Raw genomic sequence first — 12086 nt, 5'->3', positions numbered from 1 at the left:
ACTTTCATCTTGCCAGAAATGGCCGCTCCTTTCTCATCTATTTTGCGCTTCTCGCAATAAAATTACTCTCCGGTGTTTCGTTTTGCAAGAACCTCGATCCCTAAAAGATTAGTGTTCATGGAGCCTAACGCATTAATTAGCACCCCAAACTCGTTACGTGAACGGCTGCTGATTTGTCCAGTCAGATCTCCTTGCGCGACCCTCTCGGCGATCTTAATTGCCTGGCGCAACGGTGATGTGATGCCGCGAATCAGCAAGAATATCGTTGCGGCACCGATCAGCACCGAAACGATCAACACGCCAATCATCAGATAGCTGGTATTTCTGATGTCGGTGGCAACAGTCTCACTGTCGCCAGCGACGCGGTTGGCTAAAAGGTCTGTGAGTGCGCGCAGATCGACGTCCGAAGTTCGGAGAACAGGATTAATAGATTTGATCAGGAGTAGCTCCGCGTCGTCCCACTTCTCTTGCTGAATTGCAGCGTTAGCAGCCGCAATGCTTACAGTGCCGAGTTTTCCACTTTTGTCGAACCAAGTATCAGCCAAGGCCTTTTCGTTAAGATCTGTGATGTCGCTTAGGTAACTACTCCATAAGGTGTTGATTTCCGCAGTCGTGTCGTCGATGATTTTGTAATGTACGGTTAGTGGATGATCGTGCAATTTGGCCCATTCAGTGGCCGGATTGTGCTGTAATGCCTGAAGGATCTGGCTACGATTTATCTCCATCTTGAAACGGATTTTTTCGATCATCGCGACGACTTTTACGTTCCGCAGTGATTTGCCCTGCAAAAGCGTCGACGTGTGCTTCGTGGAATATATCCCGGCCGCGCCGACAATTAGCAGCATCGCGATCAGCATGCCTACAGCCGCGGTGATCAGAGTTTTGATCTTAATGTTATCAAGCATGATTAGTTTCCGTAACGAAATAATTCAAGTGGGAAATTCTATTATCCTCCTTAAGCGAGGAAGCTTCAGAATACAGAAAAACCGTGCGTTAAGACAAGCAGTATTAGTGTAACGGGTTCTGTCGCACTAATGAGGTAAAGTTGAGTTGAAGCATCAAGAGAGTCTAGCCACTGAGTACAGTAAGTTTTGCTTTTCACTCAAAACAAAGGTCTTGGCCTTGCGTTTACCTCCCAGGCGAGGAGTATATATAAAGTGCCTTAATACAACACCGCCAATTAGATATCGTTCGCTATCCTGCACAACGAACACATCGATCAATATTCACATCTTGTTCGCCCATCTCACCATCCCTAATTTCGCCCCTAAAAAAATATTTTTAAAAATAAATGAAATCAAGTGTAAGTAATCGCGCTCTGCTCACGACAGATGCATAAGTTCAGGCAGAGAACAAAACGCAAGACTCTGAGATGGACTTTGTAGTTGAACCAAAGCTGACGTGTTTTACATTTTTAATTGCTGACACTTTTATTCATTCCTATTTTTAATTCAATTTTTTTATATCGGAGAACAACATGAAACAAGCTATCCAAACTGGTGCCCTGATCGCTGCTGCCGCTGCTGCTATGGCTTTCTCTGGCGCGACTTTCGCTGCCTCTACTACAGCAAGTGCTGGTGACATGGTGCATTGTTCAGGCATCAATAGCTGCAAAGGTACTAGCGATTGCAAAACTGCAGAGAACGCATGCAAAGGCCAAAATTCTTGCAAAGGTCACGGCTTTATCGCAACAAGCTCTGCTGATTGCAAAGCTAAAAACGGCAAAGTCATCGATCAAAAGTAATACCCTGAGTGCGCTGTAGTATGTTTTTGGTCACATCGGCCAATCATGCGACGGCGCACTTTATATCTTTAAAAGATGTCTGCCATGATGACGACAATTGCATCGCCGGGTTTTGGACTAGGCTTACGTACCGATCACTACAATGAGATTTTGGCGACGCCGAATAGCTTCTCACAAGCGATAGACTGGTTTGAAATTCTGTCTGAAAACTATATGGTGCCAGGCGGAAAACCGCTCGCCATGTTGGATGCAATACGACGTGATTACCCGATGGTGATGCACGGCGTGTCGATGTCGATAGGCTCCGCGCAAGGCCCTGATGAAGCGTATTTGCGCGACCTGAAAAAACTCATACAGCGGGTACAACCGCTATGGGTGTCGGATCATTTATGCTGGACCGGTGTGCATGGTAAAAATATGCACGACTTGCTGCCCTTGCCGTACACCGAGGAAACTGTCGCACTGGTGGTGCAAAATATCCGTCGCGTACAAGACATATTAGAACGCCCCTTAATTATCGAAAATGTCTCTAGCTACCTGACCTTTGCTAGCGATGCAATGAGCGAGTGGGAATTTTTAAATGCGATTGTCACTGAGGCAGATTGCCTGATGCTATTGGACGTGAATAATATTTACGTCAGCAGCGTCAACCATGGCTTTGATGCATTGGACTATCTGAACGGGATTCCACAAGGACGGGTGCAGCAAATCCATCTTGCAGGTCATCACAATCACGGTAACTACATTGTGGATACCCACGATCATCCTGTCGCTGATCCGGTATGGGATTTATATGCGCACGCACTACGTCGATTTGGACAAGTCGCCAGCATGATAGAGCGCGACGACAATATCCCTCCATTAACGGAGCTGGTGGAAGAGCTAGCTATTGCGCGACGCATCGCCCAACGTGTGAAGACAGAACAAGCAGTAACAAGAGAGCTGCAAATGCGATCCGCGGGGTTGTTGGTATGAGTACGCAAGCATCAACAACATTGGGGATGGAATTGAAATTAGAAACGGCAGGCAAGCTTCCTTTGCTGGAATTGCAGCAAGAATTTCAAGATTTTATTTTGGGACCGCAAGCTGATACTGCTTTCGGTCAACATATTGGCCATTCATCTGGCCGGTCGGACTTTGCTACCGATGCGCGGCTGGCGATTTATTACGATGCTTATCGCCTTCGCTTACGTGAGGCTTTGTCAGACGCGTTCGATAAAACCCATCGCTATATTGGGGATGACTTATTTCATCAAGCTTGTCATGAATATTGCCAGACACACCCATCGCTGTCGCGTAATTTACGCTGGTACGGCGCAAAATTTCCCACGTTTTTAAAAACTTATTTATCGGATTACCCGATCGCGGCAGAGCTGGCCGAGTTTGAGTGGCTGTTGAGTCTGGCGTTTGATGCGGAAGATCAGCCCGTATTAAGGCTGTCAGACATGGCAACCGTGGCACCGGAAGATTGGGCGCAAATTGGCTTTGTGGGTCAGGCATCGCAACATTTTTTACACGCCCGTTGGAATAGCGTTGCGCTGTGGATGGCGCTGGGAGAGCAAGCTCAGCAAAAGGTTCAGCAGCAAAGCCCACCTGATCCGGTGTATTCAGAAGAAGGCGCTATCTGGCTGATCTGGCGCAAAGATTTGCAAGCGCATTTTCGGTCCATTAGCGCAGCAGAATATACGGCTTTAACCGGACTAAACGAAGGTCAAAGTTTTGCAGAGGTTTGCGCAACCGCCGCCGAAAAAAATCCAGACAGTACGATGCAAATTGCGGGATGGTTGCAGACTTGGTTGAATGAGGATTTGTTATCGGCAGTGCGCTAAATAACGCATCACCAGATCACTTCTGCAAGCATTGCGCCGCGCAAAGAATTACAAACCATCACCTGATCTGCATGGCGTAAGTCGTCCATACGCAATTGCTTTTCGCTGGCCTGCCATTGAGAATCGTCTAACATCACTGCACGCATCACACCGGGTAATACGCCGTCACTCAATGGCGGCGTGAACCACTTGCCATCAATCTGTACAAATAAATTACTACGTCCCCCTTCAGTCAGGTAGCCATACTGGTTGCAAAACAAAGCATCAAATGCGCCTTGCTGTTCAGCAGCTTGCCACGCTTGATCGTATTGCTGACGCTGCGTGGTTTTATGGCGTAAGAATACGTCGCCACTTTGCGTATGCTGTGTTGCTAACACTAACTTGACTGGCTTAGAAGCGTCGGCGAATGCAAGCAAAGGCGCGCTTTGGAGGCTGGTCGTGCCGTCACTCTGCAACGTAAGACGCAGGCGGAATGCGGCTTCTGGAGGCAAATCGGCCTGAAAGCCAAGGATTACCTGGACAATCTTTTCTTCATCATAAGCAAACCCCAGATACTGAGCAGAGTTGCGCAGGCGCTGTAAGTGGCGCGGGAGATGACGGTAACCGTGCTCACGACTGGCATGCATGGTTTCAAACAAGGCGAATTCAGGACGCAGATCGGTTAAGAATTTTGCTTTGAGCTGGCATTCGGCAAACTCTTCCGCGGCCACGCTGTCATACACAATCCCAGCACCGACACCCATCACGGCCTGGCGCACATCAGCTTCTTTTTCCAGCTCCGGCGCTTGCAAAATCAAGGTACGGATCGGTACGGACAAACAAAAATCGCCGACTTCTCGGGCTGCGCTAACGTTGGCGCTATTGCTGGTTTCTGGCGGATCAAACCAGCCGATTGCGCCAGTATATAAACCACGCGGCTCGGTCTCTACTTCACGCACGATTTGCATGGTGCGGTGTTTGGGTGCACCGGTGATAGAGCCACAAGGAAACAACGCCGATAAGATCGCTGCCAGACCCAACTCAGGCTGTAGGGTTGCGGTAATACTCGATGTCATTTGTAATACGCTGGAGAAGCGATTGACCTCAAACAAGGCAGGGACTTTGACTGATCCCGGCACCGCAATCCGCCCCAGATCATTGCGGAGCAAATCCACGATCATCAGATTTTCTGCCCGATTTTTTGGATCAGCCGCCAGTTCTTGCGCCAGCCTAGCGTCAGTCACTGCATCGCCGGTAGCTGCGGCTGTACCCTTCATCGGTCGAGCAAATAATTCACCTGCCTGATGACGCACGAATAATTCCGGTGACAGCGACAAAACAGCTTCGCCATCCGGCAGACAAATCAGCGCGCCATACGGTACCGGCTGGCGCTGGCGCAAACGCCGGTAGAGCGTCAGCGGCGACCCCAACACATCAAAATGCAGGCGATAAGTGTAATTAACTTGATAGGTGTCGCCCGCAGCGATATAGGCGCGTATTTGCGAGATCGCTAGTGTAAATGCGGCCTCGTCTACGCTGGCACGGATGCCGGCAATGCTGGCCGTAGCCTTGTCTGCATCGGCAGGCAGATTGACACTAGCCTGATTTTTTCTCTCCGCATCTGCGAGCCAAATCGCCACTTGTTCACGATTCAGCAAATCGCAACGGGTGAATAACAAGACGCGTGATACCGCGTCCCGGTTAGTGTGCTGAGCGGGATTTGCTACTGCGCTCCAATCGTCAATCGCCTGCAAGCGCGCACCGGTTTCGTAACTAAGTAAAGCCACTGCATGCATGCCCGACTGCAAAGCTTGTTGCGTGCGTTGCCATAAATCTTGCCAAGCCGCTTGAATCGTATTGGCAGCATTCTCGGCGTCACACTGCAAGACTTGGACTAAGCCGGTGTACAAACGCGAACTGGCAAGACCATTTTCGGCATGCGCATCGTCTAACAAGGCAAAACAATCGGGAGTGGTGTTGGGCAAAAAAGACACTATGAGAACCAAAAGTAGAGAATGCGCTGGAGTTTACTCGCAGATACCAAGCATTGCACAGCTAAGCGAGGATTAGCATTACAATAATTACAACTAAATCTAAAGCTAAGTTATTTTAGAGCGAATACTCAGGCAGTATTGGCTGATAATACGGAACAAAATAATGTCAATATCGAGACAAATACTCATGCAAACCGCATTTCTCAGATTGCCTCTAGCAAAAAAGCTATTGCACGATAACTTCATTGCGATCGTGATTGCCTTGTCGTCGGCGCTGGTATTTTTCTTATTGGTGTTTGGTTACATGGCACAAAAGAATTTACGCGCTGCCAGCATGTATAAAGCCAGTACCTTAGCGGCTAATCTGGACGACAGTATGAGCAATACTGATCCAAGACAATCAAATAAGTTAATACTTAACGTCAGTGTTGCACCCGATGTTTTAAGCATCGCTGTGTTTGACAAAAATGGCACACCTAAAATCACATGGAATCGCCTTGAGTATTTTGGTAAAGCAGAAAACCTGGCAGCGATCGTTCCTCCAACATCAAGCAACCATACGCAATCAAGTTTTAAAAGCGATTATTTTGAGGTGACAGTGCCAATCATGAATGGGCTGGAGCTAACTGGTTTTGTGCAAATGCAGATCAGTTTAAGTAGCTTTTACAAAGATCTTGTACTGTATTTTGTCTTGGGTTTCTTGTTATTAGCGATTACTACACTGGCGGGTGTTTACCTGTTAACTCAAAGACAATTGGTGCGTCTGGCGCCTGTTTTTGAACTGTCCCGGATTATTGAAAAAGTCGTTGTATCAGAAGATTATAGTTTGCGTGCACGCCATCATGACAGCAGTGAACTGGGCAGCCTGAGTCAGCACTTTAATAAGCTTATGTCGCACATAGAATCGTGGGAGTCTGATGTGCAAGTCGCTGCCAATCAACGACTGGAAGAAGAACGACGCATCACTATTTTAGATAATCACGATAGCCTTACTAAGCTACCGAATCGTCACTATTTCCATCGTCTGTTAAGTAATAGCGTAGAGCAAGCAGTTGAAACCAAAAAAATGGCTGCACTCGCATTTATCGACATTGATCACTTCAAAGTTTTAAACGATTTACATGGATATGACGCTGGTGATTTAATTCTGGCAACCATGGCAAATCGCCTGTCGGCCGTTTTACGCAATACCGACACATTGTGCCGGGTCGATGGAGATGAATTCGCAGCAATTTTGCCCGATATCGGAACGGTAGAGATGGCGCAGACTTTAGCTGATCGCTTAGTACAAGCAATCAGCGAACCCTTGATTTTGCGTGGAAAAAAATTGACCATTACGGCCAGCGTCGGTGTCGCATGCTGCCCACTGCATGGAAAAGAACAACGCCTTTATTTACACAATACCGATCTGGCGTTAAAAGAAGCCAAATACTCAGGCACCAATACCTGGCGGATTTTTAGCGCAACAACAGCGCAAGCTGATGCGCAGCTTGCTCTCCAGGTAGATATTTAAAACCGGTTTTAGCATAGCGGTGCCAACGCCCCATCACAAAGCTACTCAGCAAATTTGCCCGCATGGCAGCTTCCGTTTCAAGCAGATTGCCTTGACTGCTGGCGATGCGTAATGACTGCTTGAAAGCGAGTTCAATCCGTTCCATAAACTGATTCATGCGGACTTGTAAACGCGGATCTTCATTCACCAAAGCATCGCCAATTAATACCTTGGTCATACCGGGATTGCGCTCAGCAAAATTGAGTAGCATCAGCGCAATTGCCTGCGTTTGAGACAAACCATCTTCTTGCTGTTGACTGATCTGATTGATGAGTCCAAAGACCGAGCTTTCGATAAACTCAATCAAGCCTTCAAACATCTGCGCCTTACTGGCAAAATGCCGGTACAAAGCGGCTTCTGACACTTCGATCTTGGCAGCCAGAGCAGCGGTCGTGATCTTTTCGCCCTTGGGATTTTCTAGCATTGCTGCCAGTGTTTGTAATATCTGTAGCTTGCGCTCGCCGGGTTTGGTGGTTGCCATTTTTATTTATTTTTAGCGTAGACGATGAATATGCTGGGGTAAATCTAATACGGATTTTACTGCGACATCTACACAGGCATAGGATTTTTTAATCTTGTATTGATGCAACGCATCTAGCTCTTTATGACCGGGTTGGCTGGCTTGCAAGTAACGGGTAATCAATGCGGTGCGCATACCGGTCCGCTTGGCTGCGCGTAAATTGCTGACGGTGTCTTCAATCAAAATACAATCTGCTGCACGCACTTTTTGCTTTGCCACTAGTTTACGCAAATATTGCGTTGATGGCTTAGGTCGTAAATGTCCATGTACGCGCATTGCCTCGATTGGTATATGTGCAGCAAAATGCCGGTGCAAACCCAAGTGACGTATCACTTCACGCGAATAGTCGCGCGGCGCATTAGTCAGCAAAATTTTGCGTCCGGGCAAACGACGTAACAGACGCGCCAAACCACGTTCTGCCCTGATCATGGCGGTCAGATTATCAAAGCTATGTGCCGCATGCAAAAAGCTGTCTGCCCGCACGCCATGATGCTTTACCAGACCCAATAAAGTTGCGCCATACCGTTGCCAGTACAAAGCTCTTGCGGCGTTGACAGTTGCGGCATCGGCAGGAGTAACGCCGTCACCCAACAAGTCCGCCATAAAGCGATTCATATTCTGCGTGATCGCAGGGAAAATCGCATGACTGGCGTTATGCAAGGTATTGTCAAGATCGAACAGCCAAAGCGGATCTGAACGTTTTGGCTTCATTATAAGCAACTCGGGTAATCGCTGATTGCGAATGTGATTGGATAAATTGCGATGGACTTAGTAGCGACTAAGTCCATCGCTACTAAGTCTATTTTGACTACATTAGTGACTTCGAATCATGGTACCAAACGCTTGTTCTGTCAGCACTTCCAGCAACAAAGAATGTTCAATCCGGCCATCAATAATATGCACGGTATTGACGCCTGATTTAGCGGCATCCAGAGCGGAAGAAATCTTTGGCAACATACCACCGGAGATGGTGCCATCAGCAAACATTTCATCAATCTCGCGCGCAGATAAATCTGTGACCAAATTACCTTGTTTATCTTGCACGCCAGCGATATTGGTCATCATGATCAACTTTTCAGCCTTCAGGATTTCGGCAATTTTGCCCGCGACTACGTCAGCATTAATATTGTAGGCCTGGCCATCAATACCAAAACCGATAGGTGAAATAATCGGGATAAACGCATCATCCTGCAACGCCTTCACCACCGCCGGATTGATCGCATCAATCTCGCCGACAAAACCGATATCCAGGAATTTGCCCGGATTTTCACGATCTGGCATTTGCATCTTGCGGGCACGGATGAGTCCGCCATCTTTGCCAGTCAAACCAACTGCCTGGCCGCCGTAATGATTAATCAACATCACGATATCTTGTTGCACTTCGCCACCGAGCACCCACTCCACCACTTCCATGGTTTCTTCATCGGTAATCCGCATGCCTTGCACAAACGAACCTTGTTTGCCGATTTTTTTAAGCGCGTTATCAATTTGCGGCCCACCGCCATGGACGACTACCGGATTCATCCCGACCAGCTTGAGCAAAATAACATCGCGGGCAAAACTATGCTTCAGACGCTCTTCTGTCATTGCATTGCCGCCGTATTTAACGACGATCGTTTTACCGTGAAATTTACGGATGTAAGGAAGCGCTTCTGCTAAGATTTCGGCCTTAATCTCTGACGCAACGCCAGCCAATTTATCCGTCGAAGAGATCGCTGTGTCGGTTACACTACTCATAATGAAAATATCCTGTGGTCATTTGGAAGTGTCCTGAATTTTACAGGGAAAAAGTGTCATGCAGCCATGCGACCCTACATTTGCACAAGCTAATGATGCCTTGACGTTATCATCGTAGTTATTTGTCAAAATTATCTATTTAAAAAATGACATCACTCCCCGCCCTACATCAACAACTTGAGGTCATGCGACCCGTTTTGTTGCGCTTCGCCCTGTTGCAATTGCGGAATCAGGCATTGGCAGAAGATGCCGTCCAAGAGGCTTTGCTTGCCGTACTGGAAAAACCGGATAGCTTTGCCGGACAATCTTCATTGCGCACCTATGTCACAGGGATTCTTAAATATAAAATTATTGATTGCTTACGAGCCTCGAATAAAGAAGTCTCTTTGCAGGTAGAAGACGGCGAGTCGGAGGCGGATTTGATCGATAGTCTTTTTAAACAAGACGGGCATACGATAGAGCAACCGCGTGCTTGGGGTAACCCGGACGCAACGCTGGAACAAAAGGATTTTTTCCGGGTATTAGAGGTATGCCTTGAAAAACTACCAGCGCAAACAGCACGCGTATTTATGATGCGCGAATGGCTGGACTTAGAAACTGAAGAAATTTGTAAGGAATTGAGCCTGACCACGTCTAATCTATGGGTGCTGCTCTACCGAGCCAGATTACGTTTGCGGGAGTGCCTGGATTTAAACTGGTTTGCCAATAAAATCTGAGCTAAATCTTAAAGCTAAAACTTCAAGTTAGTATTTAAAGTACTAATTCATTTTATATAATTTAGGACTTACGCAACATTGTCCTGGCACAGCTTGGCGAAGAAAATGGTCTTTAGTACGACCAGACTCTGGAACGCAGCTGAGGCGGTTTTTGCGTAAGTCCTATCCTCTACCTACTTATCATGAGACTACTACTCACCTGCAAACAAGCGCACCAGATGGTCTCGGAAGGTCTGGACCGCGAGCTAAAACTAGGCGAGCGCACGCGTCTGAAAATGCATCTGACCATGTGTGACGCCTGCACTAACTTTAATGGGCAAATGCGATTATTGCGTAAAGCTATGCGCCAGCTACCGATGCAAGATGATAGCTCTGGGCCAGATCGTCCAAAATGAGTACCTGCCCACGCTGCCAAACCAGCTTTACTTGCGCGATGGCAGACAATACTGGCCAAGCTTGCTGGTGTGTTGCACTACCACCGATCCCACTCGCCCAGCTACCAGAAGGTAAATTGGACATGGATGCAAGTTGCTTTTGTCCACAATGTTTGCCCGAGTGGAAAGCCGAGCGGGCAGCGCTACAAAACTTGAGTTCGGCAATTCAGTTACCATAGTGTTTTTGTGGTGTTTGTAAGCGCAGGCAAGACCGCAAATGTCTGTTTGTGCGCCCTTTCTTGGAATCTAGCATGCCATCTGATTTGTCTTCTGAATTAAAACAACTACCGACACCCGTTCCAGTCTCGCAGCGGATACGTGAGCGAATTGTGGCGAGCAAAACGCGCTACCATGCGAACGACAATATTGCTAATTTTATCCAGCCAGGCGAGTTAGAATTATTGCTTGATGAAGTGGAAGAAAAACTCAAAGGCGTATTGCAAAGTTTAGTCATTGATACCGATAGCGACCACAATACGCAAGATACGGGTCGCCGTGTCGCGAAGATGTATCTGAACGAAATCTTCAAGGGACGCTATGTCAATATGCCGGCGGTGACTGAGTTCCCAAATGCATCGCATCTCAACGAGCTGATGATCATTGGCCCGATCACGGTACGCAGCGCTTGCTCGCATCACTTGTGCCCGATTATTGGCAAGGTATGGATCGGCGTCATGCCCAACGAACATTCCAATCTGATCGGTTTGTCCAAATACGCGCGTATCGCAGAATGGATCATGAGCCGCCCCCAAATTCAGGAAGAAGCCGTGGTGCAATTGGCCGATGCCTTGCAAGAAAAAATGCAGCCAGATGGCTTGGCCGTGGTGATGGAAGCAGATCACTTTTGTATGCATTGGCGCGGCGTCAAAGATATGGACGCAAAAATGATCAATAGCGTCATGCACGGATCATTTTTAAAAGATCCTAACTTGCGCAGGGAATTTTTATCGCTGATCAAACGATAGCGTGTTTTTAAATTCGTTTTTAAATTTACTTTACATGTGCGCTGATCAAAAAACCAGTTCGACCACTTGTATGCCACTTATGGCAAGCTAACTTTATTCAAAGAGATCATCATGCTAGTCCGACTTTTGTACGCCAGCCGTGCCGTTGATCAACAGATGTCCAACATGATATTAGGCATCATGCAGCAATCGCGTACACAAAATCCACAAAATGGCATTACCGGTATTTTGTGTCACAGCGACAGTGTGTTTATGCAAGTGTTGGAAGGTGGGCGCGAGGCTGTGAATACGCTCTACGCGCACATACTGCGCGATCCGCGCCACACGGATGTGACTCTGCTGCATTACGAAGAAATCAACGAGCGGCGCTATTCTGGCTGGACTATGGGACAAGCCAACTTGGGCAAAATCAACCCGTCGATTTTATTGAAATACTCAGCCCTGCCAGAACTCAATCCGCATCTGATGTCCGGCAAAAACTCTTTGGCTTTGATCGATGATTTAATGGCGACAGCAGCCATTGTAGGCCGCACCTGATTGGAATAAACCCGATTACGGCAAGTGGTCGGGTGCTTGGAGGAGAGCTTACAAACAAGCTTGGAAAAGAATATAGAAG

Annotated in this window: 14 protein-coding genes; 9 read left to right on the top strand and 5 right to left on the bottom strand. The window is 47.6% G+C overall.

Features of this window, described 5'->3' with window-relative positions:
- Nucleotides 1-62 precede the first annotated feature (62 nt).
- Nucleotides 63-905, bottom strand: a complete 843-nt coding sequence (locus AAKU64_RS16640; RefSeq protein ID WP_354333872.1) for a Tar ligand binding domain-containing protein — start codon at nucleotides 903-905, stop codon at nucleotides 63-65.
- A gap of 572 nt (nucleotides 906-1477) precedes the next feature.
- Between AAKU64_RS16640 and bufA2 the strand changes: the two genes are divergently transcribed.
- The 3 genes from bufA2 to AAKU64_RS16625 all read left to right on the top strand — a co-directional run bounded on the left by bufA2 (nucleotide 1478) and on the right by AAKU64_RS16625 (nucleotide 3573).
- Entirely contained in the window at nucleotides 1478-1744 is a 267-nt protein-coding gene (bufA2, locus tag AAKU64_RS16635; protein WP_354333871.1) for a BufA2 family periplasmic bufferin-type metallophore, read from the top strand.
- An 84-nt stretch (nucleotides 1745-1828) separates the two neighbouring features.
- Nucleotides 1829-2719, top strand: coding sequence for an MNIO family bufferin maturase (bufB, locus tag AAKU64_RS16630; protein WP_354333869.1), 891 nt, complete (start codon nucleotides 1829-1831; stop codon nucleotides 2717-2719).
- Nucleotides 2716-3573: an HvfC/BufC family peptide modification chaperone gene (locus AAKU64_RS16625; protein ID WP_354333867.1), complete on the top strand. Its 858-nt coding sequence runs from the start codon at nucleotides 2716-2718 to the stop codon at nucleotides 3571-3573. The genes bufB and AAKU64_RS16625 overlap by 4 nt, the downstream gene beginning before the upstream one ends.
- A gap of 8 nt (nucleotides 3574-3581) precedes the next feature.
- Here AAKU64_RS16625 and pabB read toward each other — a convergent pair whose 3' ends face one another.
- Nucleotides 3582-5546, bottom strand: coding sequence for an aminodeoxychorismate synthase component I (gene pabB, locus AAKU64_RS16620; protein WP_354333865.1), 1965 nt, complete (start codon nucleotides 5544-5546; stop codon nucleotides 3582-3584).
- A 187-nt stretch (nucleotides 5547-5733) separates the two neighbouring features.
- Here pabB and AAKU64_RS16615 point away from each other — a divergent pair, with 187 nt between their 5' ends.
- Nucleotides 5734-7059: a diguanylate cyclase domain-containing protein gene (locus AAKU64_RS16615; RefSeq protein ID WP_354333864.1), complete on the top strand. Its 1326-nt coding sequence runs from the start codon at nucleotides 5734-5736 to the stop codon at nucleotides 7057-7059.
- Here the strand turns inward: AAKU64_RS16615 and slmA are convergent.
- From slmA to argB, 3 genes are all read right to left on the bottom strand, one after another.
- Nucleotides 7004-7579 (bottom strand): nucleoid occlusion factor SlmA, encoded by a 576-nt coding sequence (gene slmA / locus AAKU64_RS16610; protein ID WP_354333862.1) that lies wholly within the window; start codon nucleotides 7577-7579, stop codon nucleotides 7004-7006. The genes AAKU64_RS16615 and slmA overlap by 56 nt on opposite strands.
- Before the next feature lie 12 nt (nucleotides 7580-7591).
- Nucleotides 7592-8329, bottom strand: coding sequence for a pyrimidine 5'-nucleotidase (locus AAKU64_RS16605; RefSeq protein ID WP_354333860.1), 738 nt, complete (start codon nucleotides 8327-8329; stop codon nucleotides 7592-7594).
- Nucleotides 8330-8431: 102 nt separating this feature from the next.
- The gene (gene argB / locus AAKU64_RS16600; protein WP_322120898.1) at nucleotides 8432-9355 is read right to left on the bottom strand and encodes an acetylglutamate kinase; all 924 of its coding nucleotides are present in this window, start codon (nucleotides 9353-9355) and stop codon (nucleotides 8432-8434) included.
- A 146-nt stretch (nucleotides 9356-9501) separates the two neighbouring features.
- On the opposite strand from argB, the gene AAKU64_RS16595 reads away from it, so the two are divergent.
- The 5 genes from AAKU64_RS16595 to AAKU64_RS16575 all read left to right on the top strand — a co-directional run bounded on the left by AAKU64_RS16595 (nucleotide 9502) and on the right by AAKU64_RS16575 (nucleotide 12007).
- Nucleotides 9502-10071, top strand: a complete 570-nt coding sequence (locus tag AAKU64_RS16595) for a sigma-70 family RNA polymerase sigma factor (protein WP_322120897.1) — start codon at nucleotides 9502-9504, stop codon at nucleotides 10069-10071.
- A 182-nt stretch (nucleotides 10072-10253) separates the two neighbouring features.
- Nucleotides 10254-10466, top strand: a complete 213-nt coding sequence (locus AAKU64_RS16590; RefSeq protein ID WP_354333857.1) for a zf-HC2 domain-containing protein — start codon at nucleotides 10254-10256, stop codon at nucleotides 10464-10466.
- Nucleotides 10463-10684, top strand: coding sequence for a cysteine-rich CWC family protein (locus AAKU64_RS16585; protein ID WP_354333855.1), 222 nt, complete (start codon nucleotides 10463-10465; stop codon nucleotides 10682-10684). Before AAKU64_RS16590 ends, AAKU64_RS16585 begins: the two co-directional genes overlap by 4 nt.
- A gap of 72 nt (nucleotides 10685-10756) precedes the next feature.
- Entirely contained in the window at nucleotides 10757-11470 is a 714-nt protein-coding gene (gene folE / locus AAKU64_RS16580) for a GTP cyclohydrolase I (protein ID WP_354333853.1), read from the top strand.
- A 111-nt stretch (nucleotides 11471-11581) separates the two neighbouring features.
- Nucleotides 11582-12007, top strand: coding sequence for a BLUF domain-containing protein (locus AAKU64_RS16575; protein ID WP_354333852.1), 426 nt, complete (start codon nucleotides 11582-11584; stop codon nucleotides 12005-12007).
- The last annotated feature ends 79 nt before the right edge of the window (nucleotides 12008-12086 follow it).

The sequence above is a fragment of the Undibacterium sp. GrIS 1.8 genome, assembly GCF_040544445.1.
Taxonomy (GTDB): domain Bacteria; phylum Pseudomonadota; class Gammaproteobacteria; order Burkholderiales; family Burkholderiaceae_D; genus Undibacterium.
The sequence above is the reverse complement of the archived record's forward strand: the minus strand, read 5'-3'. Positions and strand labels throughout refer to the sequence as shown.

Coding starts and splice junctions, on each gene's coding strand:
- AAKU64_RS16640 (WP_354333872.1), bottom strand. CDS start 905: ATGCTTGATAACATTAAGATCAAAACTCTGATCACCGCGGCTGTAGGC.
- bufA2 (WP_354333871.1), top strand. CDS start 1,478: ATGAAACAAGCTATCCAAACTGGTGCCCTGATCGCTGCTGCCGCTGCT.
- bufB (WP_354333869.1), top strand. CDS start 1,829: ATGATGACGACAATTGCATCGCCGGGTTTTGGACTAGGCTTACGTACC.
- AAKU64_RS16625 (WP_354333867.1), top strand. CDS start 2,716: ATGAGTACGCAAGCATCAACAACATTGGGGATGGAATTGAAATTAGAA.
- AAKU64_RS16615 (WP_354333864.1), top strand. CDS start 5,734: ATGCAAACCGCATTTCTCAGATTGCCTCTAGCAAAAAAGCTATTGCAC.
- slmA (WP_354333862.1), bottom strand. CDS start 7,579: ATGGCAACCACCAAACCCGGCGAGCGCAAGCTACAGATATTACAAACA.
- AAKU64_RS16605 (WP_354333860.1), bottom strand. CDS start 8,329: ATGAAGCCAAAACGTTCAGATCCGCTTTGGCTGTTCGATCTTGACAAT.
- argB (WP_322120898.1), bottom strand. CDS start 9,355: ATGAGTAGTGTAACCGACACAGCGATCTCTTCGACGGATAAATTGGCT.
- AAKU64_RS16595 (WP_322120897.1), top strand. CDS start 9,502: ATGACATCACTCCCCGCCCTACATCAACAACTTGAGGTCATGCGACCC.
- AAKU64_RS16590 (WP_354333857.1), top strand. CDS start 10,254: ATGAGACTACTACTCACCTGCAAACAAGCGCACCAGATGGTCTCGGAA.
- AAKU64_RS16585 (WP_354333855.1), top strand. CDS start 10,463: ATGAGTACCTGCCCACGCTGCCAAACCAGCTTTACTTGCGCGATGGCA.
- folE (WP_354333853.1), top strand. CDS start 10,757: ATGCCATCTGATTTGTCTTCTGAATTAAAACAACTACCGACACCCGTT.
- AAKU64_RS16575 (WP_354333852.1), top strand. CDS start 11,582: ATGCTAGTCCGACTTTTGTACGCCAGCCGTGCCGTTGATCAACAGATG.